The 14,152-nt window shown below is 72.6% G+C and carries 12 protein-coding genes; 5 read left to right on the top strand and 7 right to left on the bottom strand.

Features of this window, described 5'->3' with window-relative positions; translation table 11 throughout:
- Positions 1–13: 13 nt before the first annotated feature.
- On the top strand, positions 14–244 hold the full coding sequence (locus tag ACIBSV_RS32780) for a ferredoxin (protein WP_395869506.1): 231 nt from the start codon (positions 14–16) through the stop codon (positions 242–244).
- 161 nt (positions 245–405) lie between these two features.
- Here ACIBSV_RS32780 and ACIBSV_RS32775 read toward each other — a convergent pair whose 3' ends face one another.
- Positions 406–1,011: a TetR family transcriptional regulator gene (locus ACIBSV_RS32775; protein ID WP_020554687.1), complete on the bottom strand. Its 606-nt coding sequence runs from the start codon at positions 1,009–1,011 to the stop codon at positions 406–408.
- Positions 1,012–1,208: 197 nt separating this feature from the next.
- On the opposite strand from ACIBSV_RS32775, the gene ACIBSV_RS32770 reads away from it, so the two are divergent.
- From ACIBSV_RS32770 to ACIBSV_RS32755, 4 genes are all read left to right on the top strand, one after another.
- Positions 1,209–2,624, top strand: coding sequence for a glycosyltransferase family 4 protein (locus ACIBSV_RS32770; RefSeq protein WP_395869504.1), 1,416 nt, complete (start codon positions 1,209–1,211; stop codon positions 2,622–2,624).
- Between the two features lie 65 nt (positions 2,625–2,689).
- Positions 2,690–3,457, top strand: a complete 768-nt coding sequence (locus ACIBSV_RS32765; RefSeq protein WP_395869502.1) for a class I SAM-dependent methyltransferase — start codon at positions 2,690–2,692, stop codon at positions 3,455–3,457.
- Positions 3,454–4,587, top strand: coding sequence for a prenyltransferase (locus ACIBSV_RS32760; protein WP_395869500.1), 1,134 nt, complete (start codon positions 3,454–3,456; stop codon positions 4,585–4,587). The genes ACIBSV_RS32765 and ACIBSV_RS32760 overlap by 4 nt, the downstream gene beginning before the upstream one ends.
- Positions 4,588–4,936: 349 nt before the next feature.
- On the top strand, positions 4,937–6,769 hold the full coding sequence (locus ACIBSV_RS32755; protein WP_395869498.1) for a protein kinase: 1,833 nt from the start codon (positions 4,937–4,939) through the stop codon (positions 6,767–6,769).
- A 72-nt stretch (positions 6,770–6,841) separates the two neighbouring features.
- Here ACIBSV_RS32755 and ACIBSV_RS32750 read toward each other — a convergent pair whose 3' ends face one another.
- The 6 genes from ACIBSV_RS32750 to ACIBSV_RS32725 all read right to left on the bottom strand — a co-directional run bounded on the left by ACIBSV_RS32750 (position 6,842) and on the right by ACIBSV_RS32725 (position 13,965).
- On the bottom strand, positions 6,842–7,855 hold the full coding sequence (locus ACIBSV_RS32750) for an LLM class F420-dependent oxidoreductase (protein WP_395869496.1): 1,014 nt from the start codon (positions 7,853–7,855) through the stop codon (positions 6,842–6,844).
- A gap of 256 nt (positions 7,856–8,111) precedes the next feature.
- Positions 8,112–8,999 carry a hypothetical protein gene (locus tag ACIBSV_RS32745; RefSeq protein WP_395869494.1) on the bottom strand — a complete coding sequence of 296 codons (888 nt, stop codon included), beginning with the start codon at positions 8,997–8,999 and terminating at the stop codon, positions 8,112–8,114.
- Between the two features lie 180 nt (positions 9,000–9,179).
- On the bottom strand, positions 9,180–10,190 hold the full coding sequence (locus ACIBSV_RS32740) for a hypothetical protein (RefSeq protein WP_395869492.1): 1,011 nt from the start codon (positions 10,188–10,190) through the stop codon (positions 9,180–9,182).
- Positions 10,191–10,301: 111 nt separating this feature from the next.
- Positions 10,302–11,324 carry a hypothetical protein gene (locus ACIBSV_RS32735; protein WP_395869491.1) on the bottom strand — a complete coding sequence of 341 codons (1,023 nt, stop codon included), beginning with the start codon at positions 11,322–11,324 and terminating at the stop codon, positions 10,302–10,304.
- 240 nt (positions 11,325–11,564) lie between these two features.
- Positions 11,565–12,668 (bottom strand): N-acetylmuramoyl-L-alanine amidase, encoded by a 1,104-nt coding sequence (locus ACIBSV_RS32730; RefSeq protein WP_395869489.1) that lies wholly within the window; start codon positions 12,666–12,668, stop codon positions 11,565–11,567.
- Positions 12,658–13,965 carry a hypothetical protein gene (locus ACIBSV_RS32725; protein WP_395869487.1) on the bottom strand — a complete coding sequence of 436 codons (1,308 nt, stop codon included), beginning with the start codon at positions 13,963–13,965 and terminating at the stop codon, positions 12,658–12,660. Before ACIBSV_RS32725 ends, ACIBSV_RS32730 begins: the two co-directional genes overlap by 11 nt.
- Between the last annotated feature and the right edge of the window lie 187 nt (positions 13,966–14,152).

The following is a 14,152-nucleotide window of genomic DNA, read 5'->3' as shown; positions in this document are numbered from 1 at the left end:
AAGAGGTGTTCTGATGGGTGATCGCTGGCGCGTCGAGGTCGACAGAAGCGTCTGTATCGGTTCGGGCATGTGCATCGGCAGCGCCCCGGCCGACTTCAAGCTGGACGCGGGCCGGCAATCGCATCCCCGGGCCGAGGAGATGGACGCCTCGGACGCGATCCTGGAGGCGGCCGAGAGCTGCCCGGTCGAGGCGATCTCGATCATCGAGGCCGGCTCGGGGAAGACGGTGTTCCCGCCGGACTAGAGGTCCGGTCCGGAGGCCAGGGCCCGGGGCACGGCCCGCGGCGACGTCGGCGCGCCGCGGCACCGCGTCGGTTCGACGTCGCCGCGGACGAGCCGGCACGGAAGCCGCGGGCCCTGGTCGCCGACCGGGGCCGTGCGGCGTCACGACGGCGACGGGCGCGCTCAGTCCTCGGGGATCAGCCGGCAGACGGTCTCGATGTCGGTGCGGACCTGGGCGATGGAGGCGCGGCCGTTCAGCCACGCGATCAGCGACGAGTGCCATGTGTGGGTGATCACCCGGATCACCGCGAGGTCCTCGGCGGTCGGCTCCCCGGCCGGCTCGTCGCCGCTGATCGCCTCCAGGATCATCGTGGTGGTCTCCCGGCTGACCGTGTCCACCTCGGCGCCGACCGAACGGTCCGCGAACTGGAGCGCGCGCATCATCGCCTCGGTCAGATGCGGCTCGCGCTGCATGCCCTTGAACGCGCGCAGCAGCGTGTCCACCACCCGCTCGCGCGAGCCGGCGCTCCGGGGCGGGCGCCGGCGGAGCTGGGCGTGGAGCTGATCGAGCTGGTCGTACATGGTGGCCACGAGCAGGTGCACCTTGGACGGGAAGTAGCGGTACAGCGTGCCGAGCGCCACCTCGGACAGCTCGGCGACCTCGCGCATCTGGACGGACTCGTAGCCGCCCCGAGCGGCCAACTGGGTGGTCGCACGCAGGATCCGGCGGCGGCGCGCCTCCTGCCGCTCGGTCAGCGGCGCCCGGTCGGCCTTCGTGTACGTGGTCATGTCAGCCCCTCGGTGCGCGGCGGTTCGCCGGCTGGTGTGTTACGGGTCACGCCGTGCTCGTCGCAGTGGGTACCCGGCGGTATCTTGGCTGCTCTCCGACGAGCAGATACTGAAACTTGTTCTAGATTACGCGACTACTATGCTCCGACGAGGGCAGCGATAGGGGGCCATTCGTGATACGGGAGACCGCAACCGCTGTGGATACCCAGGTGGACCCGGCGCGGACCTCCCCGGAGCGACCCTTGCGAATCGCCCTGTTGGCGTACCGAGGCGATCCGTACTGCGGCGGACAGGGAGTCTACGTCCGCCACCTGTCCCGCGAACTCACCCGGCTCGGTCACCACGTCGAGGTGATCTCCGGTCCCCCGTACGCGGTCGTGGACGAGGGCGTGAAGCTCACCACCCTGCCCAGCCTGGACCTGTACCGCGACCCGGACCCGTTCCGGTTGCCCCGGCTCGGCGAGTACCGGGACTGGATCGACGTGCTCGAGGTCGGCGGCATGCTGACCGCGGGCTTTCCCGAGCCGCTGACCTTCTCGCTGCGCGCATGGCGGCACCTGGCGGCCCGGCGCGGCGAGTTCGATGTCGTGCACGACAACCAGACGCTGGGCTACGGCCAACTCGCGCTGCCCCGACTCGGCTTCCCGCTGGTGACCACGATCCACCACCCGATCACGGTCGACCGCGCGCTGGAGATCGGCGAGGCCACCACACTGCGCCGCAAGGCCACGCTGCACCGCTGGTACGGGTTCACCACCATGCAGAAGCGGGTCTCCGCCCGGCTGAGCGAAGTGCTCACCGTGTCCGGCTCGTCCAAGGCCGAGATCATCGACCACCTCGGCGTCTCGCCGAGCCGGGTCACCGTGGTGCCGGTGGGCGCCGACACCGACCGCTTCGCGCCGGACGCCTCGGTCCCGAAGGTGCCCGGCCGGATCGTCACCACCGCGAGCGCGGACGTGCCGCTCAAGGGCCTGATCCACCTGGTCGAGGCGCTCGCCAAACTGCGCGCCGACCACGACCACGTCGAACTCGTGGTCGTGGGCCGCCCCAAGGGCGACGGGCCGGTGCTGCGCGCGATCGACCGGCTGGGACTGACCTCGGCGATCCGCTTCGTGTCCGGACTCAGCGACGACGAACTGGTCGACCTGATCCGCAGCGCCGAGATCGCCTGCGTACCCTCGCTCTACGAGGGCTTCTCGCTGCCCGCCGCCGAGGCGATGGCCTGCGGGACCGCGCTCGTGGCCACCACGGGCGGCGCGATCCCCGAGGTCGCCGGGCCGGACGGGGAGACCTGCCTGGCGGTGCCGCCGGGCGACCCGGAAGCCCTGCGCGCCGCGCTCACCCGACTGCTGGAAGACCCCGAACTGCGGGCCCGACTGGCCGAGGCGGGCCGTGCCCGGGTGCTCGAGCGGTTCACCTGGCGCAACACCGCGGTCCGGACCGCGGAGCGCTATTGGGCCGCAGTCGAGGCCGGTCCCACCGCGCCGACCACGGCCGGCACCGGTAGACGTGGGCTCACCGAGCGCGCGAGCGACGTCCTGCTCGGCCGCTCGCCGTTCGGCCGCCGGCTGCCCCCGCCCGCGTCGCACGGCGCCGGACCCGGAAACCGCTGACCACACCCCACCCTCGCCGGCCGCCCCCGCAACCGGTTCGCGCAATACGAGACGGAGTCGCCGACTTGCTCACCGTGGATTTCTCCCGCTTTCCCCTGGCCCCGGGGGATCGGGTCCTGGACATGGGTTGTGGTGGCGGCCGGCACGCCTTCGAGGCATACCGGCGTGGCGCCGACGTGGTCGCGCTCGACCGGAACGCGAAGGACATCGCCGAGGTGGACGCGATGTTCGCCTCGATGCTGGCCGCCGGTGAGGTTCCCGAGGGCGCGCGTGCCGAGGCGCTCGTCGGGGACGCGCTGGCGCTGCCGTTTCCGGACGACAGCTTCGACCGGGTGATCATCTCCGAGGTGCTCGAACACATCCCGGACGACAAGGGTGTCCTGGCCGAACTGTTCCGGGTGCTCAAGCCCGGCGGCCTGGCCGCGATGACCGTGCCGCGCTACGGGCCGGAGAAGATCTGCTGGGCGCTGTCGGACGCGTACCACGAGGTCGAGGGCGGGCACATCCGGATCTACAAGGGCGACGAGTTCCAGGCCCGGATCCGCGAGTCCGGGCTACGGCCGTACGGGACCCACCACACGCACGCGCTGCACTCGCCGTACTGGTGGATCAAGTGCGCGGTGGGCGTGGACAACGACAAGGCGCTCCCGGTCCGGGCCTGGCACAAGCTCCTGGTCTGGGACATCATGAAGCGCCCGCTGGCCACCCGCCTCGCGGAGAAGGCGCTGGATCCGCTGATCGGCAAGAGCCTGGTGGTCTACGCGACCAAGCCCCGGCCGCACGGCGACACCGCGGCAGGCGCCGACGGCGACCTCGCCGGAGCCCGCGCATGAGCCTCGCGGGTCGCCGTCGCGGCCCCGAGTCGGCGCTCGAACTGCTGGCGCTGGAAGGCGTGTTGACCGTTCGGCAGGTGGCCGAGACGATCGACGGGATCGCCGCCGTGCAACGGCCGGACGGGTCGATCCCGTGGTTCGTCGGCGGGCACCTGGACCCGTGGGACCACACCGAGGCCGCGATGGCGCTCGACGTGGCCGGCCGGCACGACGAGGCCGAGCGGGCGTACCGCTGGCTGGCGAGCCGGCAGGAGCCGGACGGCTCGTGGTACGCGGCCTACGTGGACGGCGTGGTCACCGATCGCAACAAGGAGGCCAACTTCACGGCCTACCTCGCGGTCGGCCTGTGGCACCACCATCTGCTCACCGGGGGCGAGGAGTTCCTGGTCCGGATGTGGCCGAAGCTGCGTGCGGCGATGGGCTTCATCCTGGACCTCCAGGCGCCCGGCGGCGAGATCCGCTGGAAGCGCGACGAACACGGCGTGCCGGTGCCGGACGCGCTGCTCACCGGCTCGGCGAGCATGTACCAGGCGCTGCGCTGCGCGCTGGCGATCGCCGAGCACCTCGGCGAGCCGCAGCCGGACTGGGAGTTGGCCGCGGGTCGGCTGGGCCACGCGGTGTTGTCGCACCCCGAGCGGTTCCTGGACAAGAACCGCTACTCGATGGACTGGTATTACCCGATCCTGGGCACGGCCCTGCGGGGGCCTGCGGCGGACGAGCGGATCAAGGACGGCTGGGACACCTTCGTGGTGCCGGACCTGGGCGTGCGGTGCGTCTCCGACCGGCCCTGGGTGACCGGTGCGGAGAGTTGCGAACTGGCCATCGCGCTCTGGGCGTTGGGTGAGAGCGACCGTGCGGTGGAGATCGTGTCGTGGATCCAGCGGTTGCGGCACGAGGACGGGTTGTACTGGACCGGGTACGTGTTCGAGGACGACGCGATCTGGCCCGTGGAGCGCACGGCGTGGACGGCGGGGGCGATGATCCTGGCCACGGCCGTGCTGGGGGGTGAGCCGGCGACCACCGCGGTGTTCGGTGGTGGGGGCTCGGCGTTCGCGGGCGACGGGTTGCCGGTTGGGCTTGCGCCCGAGCAGGTGCGGTGTGGCTCGGAGCTGTGCGTGGATGGGGTTTGAGGCCGGGGTCCTCAATCGCCGGACGGGCTTGTCCTCAAGCGCCGGACGGGCTTGTCCTCAAGCGCCGGACGGGCTGAAGGGGGCGGTTGGCTTGGGCGTGGGTGTGGCGGGCTTGGGCTTGAGCGTCGGACGGGCTGAAGGGGGCGGTTGGTTCGGGCGTGGGTGTGGCGGGCTTGGGCTTGGGCGCCGGACGGGCTGTATGGGTCGGTAGTCGGCGTGGGTGTACTCGGTTGTCGGGGTTGGTCGGGGCGGCAATAGGGTTCGCGTGGGGGGCTGGGCGACTCGCGTGACGAGGGTGGGCATGGCGGCTGGGTTGGGGCCGGGGGACCGGATAGGTCCTTATACGGTGGTGGGATTGCTGGGCGCCGGCAGCCCCGGGTGGGTGTATCTCGCGCGGACCGGTGCCGGGCGGCCGATGGCCGTGCGGATGTTGTACGGCGAGCAGCGTGGCATCAAGCGGGCCCAGAAGGTGCGCGGGCCCGGTGTGATCGAGGTGATCGGCAGCGGTGGCGCGACCCGCAATCCGTGGGTGGCGTCGGTGTACGTGCCCGCGCCGTCGCTGGGGGACCTGGTGATCTCGTGCGGCCCGCTGCCGCCGGACGCGGTGCGGTGGCTGGCGGCCGGGATCGCCGAGGGTCTGGTGACGATCCATCAGGCCTCGCTCACGCACGGCGATCTGCGACCCGCGCAGATAGTGGTGGCCTCGGACGGACCGAGGGTGACCGGATTCGGGATCGAGGGCGCGGGCAGTCCGCTGACCGCGCCCGGGTACCTCGCGCCGGAGCAGGCCCGAGGCGAGGAGCCGGGGCCGGCGTCCGACGTCTACGCGCTGGGCGCGTTGTTGTGCTTCGCGGCGACCGGACGGCCGCCGCACACCGGCGAGGGCGAGGCGGCGATCCGGCGCAGTGTGGCCGGCGGCGAGCCGGAACTTGCGAATGTGCCGGTTGAGTTGGCCGAGCTGATCCGGTCCTGTCTGGCCCGGGATCCGGAGGATCGGCCCACGCCGCGCGCGCTGTTGGAGGAGTCGGCCGCGGAACTGGCGGATCGTCAGGGGGCGTACGGTGCCGCGTCGTGGTTGCCGGCACCCGCGGTGGAGCTGATCGACGCGTACCACCGGCGTGGGCGTCTGGTCGGCGACCCGCCGACCGTGCCGCTCGGCGATCGATTCGGCGGCGCGTCGAAGGGCGGTTCCGCACACGGCGGTTCGGTCGGGGACAAGGTCGGCCCGAGAAAGGCCGTCAAGGCCGCCGAGCCCGCCGGGCCCGCCGAGGCGGGCGCTCCGGCCGAGGACGCCGAGCCGGCCCGGGAGGGTGTGGCCGTGTCGGCTCCGGCCGGCGCGGCGAAGAAGGATCCGGCGAAGAGCGAGGCCGTGCCGAGCGGGGCCACGAAGGCCGATGCGGCCAAGCCCGGGGAAGGCGCGCCCGAGCCGGAGGAGGCCGTCGCCGAGACGATGCAACTCGCCCGGATCGTCGACGCGATGGTGCCGCGGATCGACGACAGCGACGACCGTCAGGACCCCTACGACCTGCCCGTTCCGCCCGAGCCGCACGAGGGCGGCGGGGCCGGGTGGCTCCTGGTCGCCGCGCTCGTGGTGATCGCGCTCGTGGGCGGCCTGCTCGCGGGTGTCGCCTACGAGCGCGGGCGCGGGGATCGTGATCGGGGCAAGGCGGGTGCGGCCGATGCCCGCCCCTCGATTCCGCCCGGCGACCCGGTCGCGGCCTTCGTGGCGAGCGTACCGGTGGGCGGCTGTGTGGACTTCGCGAGCGACGGCACGCCCGGATGGCGACCGGCCGCGCCCCGCTCGCTGCCCTGTGAGGACCCGGCGGCCCGGCAGCGGGTGCTGGCGCGTACCTCGGCGGCCGGCGGCGCGAGCGACTGCATGAGTACCGACGGGCGCAGCCGCTGGCCGGCGACGCCCGGCGTGCCCGCGCTGTGCCTGGAGCGGATCTTCCGCCCGGGCGAGTGCGTGCCGGCCGAGACGCGCGACGGTCGGCAATGGGCCTTCCTGGCCTCGCTGGTGCCGTGCCAGGGGCCGCTTCCGCAGGATCGCCCGGCGCGCCTGCGGATCGACGAGGTGCACCCGATGACCGCGTCGAACGCCACCAGTTGCCCGGGCCGCTCGCCGGTCTACTATCCGTTGCCGTCCCGAGTCCAGGAACTGTGCATGGCCCCGCTGCCCTGATGGCAGGCCCGGGTCGTCCCGACCGCCGCTCCCGTGCCCGCGGGCCACGGGGCGGCGACGGCCGGGCGGCGGTCAGCTCGCGAGTTCGGCGAGGAGCTTCAGGGCCTCGGGGTTGCGGGTGGTGACGATCATGTCGGTGACGTGCGGGTCGGCCGCCCACGCGGCGTAGCGCTCGCGGATGCGGTCGGCCGGGCCGACCAGGGCGATCTCGTCGACGAAGCCGCTCGGGACGGCGGCGATCGCCTCGTCCCGCTTGCCGGCCATGAACAGCTCCTGGATTCGGTCCGCCTCCTCGGCGTAGCCGAACCGGCGCATCAGGTCGGCGTGGAAGTTCTTGTTCTTCGCGCCCATCCCGCCGACGTAGAAGCCCATCGCCGCCTTGATCGGGAACATCGCCTGTTCGACGTCGTCGCCGAGCGCGACCTGCACCATCGGCGCGATCCGGAAGCCGTCCGGCTTGTCGCGCAGCGCGTCCGCGTACACCTCGGGCCGGGTCGGCGCCCAGTGCAACGGCAGCCATCCGTCCGCGATCCGCGTGGTCAGGTGTACGTTCTTGGGCCCTTCGGCGCCGAGGAAGATCGGCAGATCCGCGCGCAACGGATGGGTGATCGACTTGAGCGGCTTGCCGAGCCCGCTGCCGTCCTCGCCGGTGTACGGGTGCCGGGCGTAGCGTCCTTCGGCGACCACCGGCCCCTCGCGGCGCAGCACCTGGCGGATCACGTCGACGTATTCGCGGGTGAAGGTCAGCGGGCTCTTCGGGAACGGCCGCCCGTACCAGCCTTCGACCACCTGCGGCCCGGAGAGGCCGAGGCCGAGGATCACCCGCCCGCCGGAGAGGTGGTCCAGGGTCAGCGCGTGCATCGCGGTCGCGGTGGGCGTACGCGCGGTCATCTGGGTCACCGCGGTGCCCAGCTTGATCCGCGACGTGTGCGCGGCGATCCAGGTCAGCGGCGTGAACGCGTCCGAGCCCCACGACTCGGCGGTCCACACCGCGTCGAACCCGAGTCGTTCGGCCTCCCGCGCCAGTTCGACGAAGTCGGCGGACGGGCCTCGGCCCCAGTACCCGAACGTCAGACCCAGCCTCATGGCGTTACCTCCACGGAGTTGCACGGCGAATCGCCCCCGCAGACTAGAACACGTTTTAGTTCGTGGGGAGACCGACTCCCCTGGCGCGGACTTCCGGCCGCTGCCGGACGGGCGCGCGGACTCGCGTCCCGGGCAGGCGCGGACTTCCGTACCCGGGACAGGCGAAAGGGCGCCGTCCGGTGTGGACGACGCCCTTGCCTTGTTGCCGAGTCGCGGTTCGTGTCTCGGTACTACCGGTTCCTCGGGAGCACCGGAGTCACGAGCGCTGGATGCCGATCGTGTTCTGGAGCACGCCGCGCACGTTGTCGACCTCGACGAGCAGGCCGTTGGGGTGCTCGGCCACCGCCAGGTACCAGACGCCCGTGTTCAGGACGCCCTTCTCCTGGTTGGTGTGCTCGTCCAGCATCGGCCGCGAGTCCGGCACCGAGAACCAGAAGGGCTGGAACGGCGCGCCGCCGGGTGCCGCGGCCGGGTTGGGCTGCTGCGCGCCGGGACCCTGCGGCCCGGGAGCACCGAAGCCACCCTGCGGACCCTGGGGACCCTGCGGCGCCGGGCCGCCGAAGCCGCCGGGCTGCGGGGCGCCGCCGTACGACTGCGGACCCTGGGGGCCCGGCTGGCCACCGTAGGGCGCGCCGCCGTACTGCTGCTGCCCCTGCGGGCCGCCGAACTGACCCTGCGGACCCGCCGCGGGGCCCGCGGCGCCGAGCAGCGGCGCCTGGAGGGCGGGCACCAGCGTGGTGGCGATCAGGGTTCCGCTGAGCACGAGGACCAGCAGAATGATGATGATGCCGCCGAACTTCATCTCCAGGCCGTCGTCGGCACCGCCGATCGACCACAGCGCGTTGATCGGCGAGATCGCCGCGAGCGGCAGCGCCCACTGACGCGCGGTCAGACCGAGGATCTGACGGTCGCGCAGTTGCGGGAGCAGCCCGCCGAGGATGAACAGCACGCCGGCGATGATCGGGGTCAGGACGACCGCCGAGATGGTCGGGGCCAGGAACCCGGACCAGGCGTTCCAGGTGAAGTCGGACGAGCGGCCGAGGCCGTCCTTGGCACCGATGTAATCCAGGAACGAGAAGATGAAGATGAGCACGGCGGCGACCCCGATGACCGCGTCGCCACGCGAAAGCTTTCTGACGTCCACTAATACTCCTCCCGAGGGGGATGGGCGCCGACAGCGTACGGGGGCGACCCAAGTCGTGCCACCGACGTCGCCCCCGCGCGTCCCCGGTGCATTGGTCCGGGGACACTGTGCCAGACGGGCGAACGATCTGTGCCCCGACCCCACGCGACGCGCCGTATGGGGGCATTTTTTCAAAGATGTCTATTCGCCCCGCTGAATGCCCGTCAGATCGGTCAACATGCCCTGCAGGCCGTCGATATCGATGACGATGCCGCCGTCCTGCACGCCCACCGCGAGATACCACACGCCGGGATGCAGCGTGGCCACCGCGTCACCGGGGTGGTCGAGCGGCTGGAGCGGCCTCTGTTCGGGCACGGCCAGCCAGTACTGCTCGAACGTGCCCGGATCGCCCGATTCCGGCTCCGGGGCGCGGACCGGGTCCGCGGCCGGGGCGGGTTCCGGTTCGTCCGACTTGTACAGCAGTACCGGCGGTTGCACGGCGGGCGGTTGCATCGGCGGCGTCAGCGGCGGGGGAGTGTTGCCGGACGGCCCGTAGACCGGCGGCGCGACGGGCGGCGGGACCGGGAAGCCGCCGGTGCCGGGCGGGCCGGGCGGATACCCGCCGGGAGCGCCGGGGAAGCCGCCGCCGGGGTAGCCCTGCCAGTTGTTCTCGCGCGGACGCACCAGTGGGACGTTGAGCCCGCCGATCCGGTCGATGGTCAGCAGCAGCAGAGCCTGGAGCACGGCGAAGCCCGCCAGCCCCCACGCGCCCCAGCCGTGGCCGGCATCCACGGTCGCCTGCGCGTCGCCGTTGGAGCGGGCGATCTGCTCGGCGGCGTGCGCCAACTTCTCGTAGCCGCCGTCCGCGCCGAACACGGCCCACACCGCGCTCCACGCCGACGCGACGCCCAACGCGATGCCCCACTGGCGAAACGCCAGACCGCCGAACTGGATCTCGGTCGGCTGCGGCGAGCCCGGCCGGATCGTGTACCGGCCGATCAGCAGCAGCACCAGCGAGATCGAGGACAGCAGTACGACGGCGGGCGCGAGCGGCCAGAAGTCGCCGATCCACGCCGAATAGTCGGTGGTTCCCTCGGTGATGCGTTTGCCCTTGGCGGTCACCGTGTACCAGGGGAGAAACGAGAAGACCAGAACTCCGATCGCCGCCACCGCGACGATCAGATCACCTCGGGTGACGCCTTTGCGTGGCATCGTGCTCCTCCCTGACGGGGCTTTTCGTACTGCTCGGAATTGCCGTGCGTCTGCTGCGCCGATCCGGTGCCGGTGCGGGTGACCGCACCGGCACCGGAGCCTGACGTACCGTCATTCTCCGCGCTGGATCCCGGAGACGTCGCCGAGGACCCCTCGGACGCCGTCGACCTCGACCAGGACGCCGCCCGGGTGCGGGGCGACCGCGAGGTACCACTGGCCGGTCTGGAGGGTGGCCACCGGCGTCTTGGACAGACCCTCGGTGGGTGCCAGCGGGCGGGCCTCCGGTACGGCGAACCAGAACTGTGCGAACTCGCGCGTGTCCTGGCCGGCCGCGGCCGGGGCGGGCTGCCCGGTGACGGCCGGCGTGGCACCGGTTCCGCCGGCGACCGCGGTGCCGGTGCCGGTGCCGGCGTCCGGCGGCGGCATGTGGGCCGGTACGCCGGCCATCGGCGCGCCGGTGCCCGTGGCGCCCGGTGCCGGGTAGGCGGGCGGCGGGAAGCCGCCGGTGGCGTTCGGCAGCGGGTAGCCGGTGTTCGGGTCGACCGGAGCCGGGTAGCCGCCGGTTCCGTTCGGCGGGGGGTAGCCCCACGGTTGCTGCGGCACCGGGCTGAACAGCGGTGCGGCCAGGCTGGGGATGCGATCCCCGATGATCAGGAAAAGCGCCGCGACGAGCCCGGCCACCATCATCAACCACGCGAAGACGGTGGGTCCGGTGTCGATCGAGTAGCGGGAGGAACCGGAGCCCTCGTACATGTCGCCGAGCATGCCGCCCGCCCCGAAGGGGGCGAAGAAGCCGCTGATCGCGCCGGTGACGCCGAACGCGATCGCCCACTGGCGCGGGGCCAGTCCGAGCGCCGGCTTGTCCGGTTGGGCCGCGAAGCGGCCGATCACCATGAGCAGTACCGCCAGCAGCGGCACCAGCACCACGGCCGGCATCAACGGATAGAAGTTGACCGTCCAGGCGTTCCAGCCCTTGCTCTGACTACGGCCGCTGCCCAGCGGGTCGTCGTCATCGCTGCTGCTGCCGCCGAAGGACGCGCTGATTTCGTAGTATTTGAAGAACGAGAAGATGAAGATCAGGACGATCGCGAGAATGACGATCGCATCGCCCCTCGTGATCCCTTTCCGGTTCAACGTTTCTCCTTAGAGGTACGGAGGGGGACGTGACGCCGACGGCGCGGGCGCGCCGTAGGACGTGCGGTGCGTGGACGGCTCGTGCCGGGCCCGAGCGTGCGGCTCGCGGCGGTCGGTTGGCCCGACCCGGAACCGTCCGGTGGTGCACGGCGCGCGTGGACGCCGCGAAGCGGGGACCGTCACCGCTGCGTGCGCGGCGAGAACGGTCGGGAAGACCCTAGGGGACGAGTGACTCGTGCCTCACGTCCCCTTCAGGAGATAGGCCGTGATCCCGGTCGCGATCCCGGACGCGGCGCGTTCGCGCCAGTTCGGGTCGGTGAACTGCGCGGCGTCCGAGGCGTTGCGCATGTTGCCGCATTCGATGAACACCTTGGGTCGGGTGGACAGGTTCAACCCGCCGAGATCGGTGCGGGTGACCAGCCCGTCGTCGGTGCCGAGGTAGGTCGCCGGGCTCGTGGCGGTCGCGGCCCGGAAGGCGGCGGCCAGGGTGCTGCCCAAGGCGCGCGAGGGGGCCAGGATCGCGGTGGTGTCGACGTTCTTGTCCTTGACCGGGGCGGGCAGGATGACATGGAAACCCCGCCCGCTCGCCGGTCCGCCGTCGGCGTGGATGGACACGATCGCGTCCGCCCGGGACGCGTTGCCGCGCGCCGCCCGCTCGTCCACGCACGGACCCCAGACCTCGGTCTCCCACGTGTAGAGCACGGTCGCGCCCTGGGCCTCCAGGAGCCGCTTGGTGCGATGTGCCACGTCCAGGGTGAACTCGGCCTCGGTGTAGCCCTTGTCGGTCTCGGTACCGGTGGTGTCGCACTCCTTGGACAACCCGCCCGCGTACACCTGCTTGTTGATCTCGCGGGAATGGCCGCCATTGCCCGGATTGTGGCCCGGGTCGATCATCACCACCCGGCCGGACAGCGGCAGTCCGGTGGTCCCGGCGTGCGGCGGCGCGCCGGCCGAGGTCGCCGGTGCGCCGATCGGCGGTGCGCCGGACGCCTGTTGCCCGCCCGGCGAGGAGGTCGCCGTCGGGGCCGGCGCGCCGCCCGCGGTCGCCGGGTCGGAGGAGTCGGCCGGCGCGCCGGGGGTGACGACGGTCGGGATCGGCCGCCCGACGTCGGCGCGGGCCTTGTCGTGCCCGTCCGGCCAGGCCACCGCGATCGTGGTGCCGGTTGCGGCGAGCGCGAGCGCGAGCACGGTCAGGGTGATCCGGCGACGCCGGCGCAACCGGTCGCGCGCGGCCTCGACTCGGGCCTCGTGCGACGCGGAGTGGCCGAAGAAGCCGGCTTCTCGGCGGTACGGAAAGCCGGGGTCGTCGGGACGGCCGCGGTCGTCGCGGCGGTCAGAGGTCAAGTTCACTCCTGGACGTGAGGCCGTACCGCGACGCGAGCGAGTTCCAGGTCTCGACGAACGACTTCTTCGCGGTGGACGCCTCGGCGCTGATCGTGGCGCCGTCGTCGTAGAGCGAACGGGTGCCCGGACAACCCGAGTCGGCGGCCGACTGCGCCCACGCGGCGAAGGCCCGGTCGGCGCGCGCCGACGCGGTCCACGCGGTGCGCAACGTCGGTGCGGCGGACTGGAGTTCCGGAACGCCGTCGAAGCGCATCGCGTCCAGTTGGGTGACCAGTTGATCGCGTTGCGCGGCGGCGTCGAGCAGCGCGGAGCGGGACGCGGCCAGCGCCGAGCACGAGCCGACGTTGTTCACCGCGTCGATCACCGCCTGCCGGGACGAACCGCTGCGCGAGAGCAGCGAGTCCAGCGCCGCGGCCTGAGTGCGGCCGTCCGGCGGTGCGGTGGTCGGCGGCTGGGTGGTCACCACCGCGCTCTGCGTCGGGGGCGGGGCGGGGGGCAGGCCCGAGCGGTCGCCCGAGGGGGTCGGGGAGGCCGCCGTGGACGGTCCGGCACTCTCCGAGCCTCGCGCGGCCGGTTCCTTCTTGTCCTCCTCCCACGGCCGCAGCGCGAACAGCGTGCCCAGCGCGGCGACGAAGACGACGGCGACCACGATGAACAGCAGCGTGCGCTCGAAGGACGGGCCGGGCGGGGTCGGGGACAGCGGTCCCGGCGGCGGCGGGCCGGCCGCGCGATACCAGTCCGGCGCGGCCGGTACGTCCCGTGCCGGCGGCACGCCGAAGCCGTGCACGGGAGTGTGCGCCGCGTCGGCGAAGGTGCCGCCCGGGGGCATCGGCGAGGGGCCGCGCTCGTGCTGGAACCAGTCGGCGGGCGGGGCCGGTTCGCCCGGCGGCGCGGACGGGCGGGGCGTCGGGGGCGGGGCGGGAACCGGCCACGCGGGCGGCGGAGGCCCGGCCGGCAGACCACGCGCGGCGGGGTTGTCCACCGTGTCCTGATCCTCGAGCGAGCGAGGCGCACCGGGTGGAGGGGGCGGCCCGAGTGGTGCGGGGGGCGCGGATGGTGCGGGTGGTGGAGTGGGCGGTGCGGCCGGCCCCGGAGGCGCGGCCGGCAGGTGTGCCGTCGGCTGGTGGTGTGGTCGCGGCGGCGGGTCCGGGTTCACCACGGTCGGCGGTGCGGCCGGTCGGCGGCGGACCCAACCGCCCACACCGCCGTTGGCCGAACGGTCCCAGACGGTCTCGAACCGCTCGCCGTCCGCCTCGGGTTCGCCGGGCCGGTCGTCGTGCTGTTGTTGATCGGACATCAAGATCCCCCCGCGTCCTTCCCGGAACGGCATTGTCCCAGCAAACGGGACCCGCGCGGGACCGGATCCGATTGCTTTCGGAAATCGAATCAGGCTCGATTCACTCTTGACCGGGTCAACGGGGCGCGCGCGGCGGTGGCGAGGCAGACCGCCGGCCCGGCGGGTTCGGGGCGGGTCGGTGGCGGAT

The sequence above is a fragment of the Embleya sp. NPDC050154 genome, assembly GCF_044460165.1.
In the GTDB taxonomy this organism is placed as follows: domain Bacteria; phylum Actinomycetota; class Actinomycetes; order Streptomycetales; family Streptomycetaceae; genus Embleya.
The sequence above is the reverse complement of the archived record's forward strand: the minus strand, read 5'-3'. Positions and strand labels throughout refer to the sequence as shown.

Excerpts from the sequence above, each read along its gene's own strand:
- ACIBSV_RS32760 (WP_395869500.1), top strand. The coding sequence starts at position 3,454 with ATGAGCCTCGCGGGTCGCCGTCGCGGCCCCGAGTCGGCGCTCGAACTG.
- ACIBSV_RS32775 (WP_020554687.1), bottom strand. The coding sequence starts at position 1,011 with ATGACCACGTACACGAAGGCCGACCGGGCGCCGCTGACCGAGCGGCAG.
- ACIBSV_RS32750 (WP_395869496.1), bottom strand. The coding sequence starts at position 7,855 with ATGAGGCTGGGTCTGACGTTCGGGTACTGGGGCCGAGGCCCGTCCGCC.
- ACIBSV_RS32725 (WP_395869487.1), bottom strand. The coding sequence starts at position 13,965 with ATGTCCGATCAACAACAGCACGACGACCGGCCCGGCGAACCCGAGGCG.
- ACIBSV_RS32740 (WP_395869492.1), bottom strand. The coding sequence starts at position 10,190 with ATGCCACGCAAAGGCGTCACCCGAGGTGATCTGATCGTCGCGGTGGCG.
- ACIBSV_RS32780 (WP_395869506.1), top strand. The coding sequence starts at position 14 with ATGGGTGATCGCTGGCGCGTCGAGGTCGACAGAAGCGTCTGTATCGGT.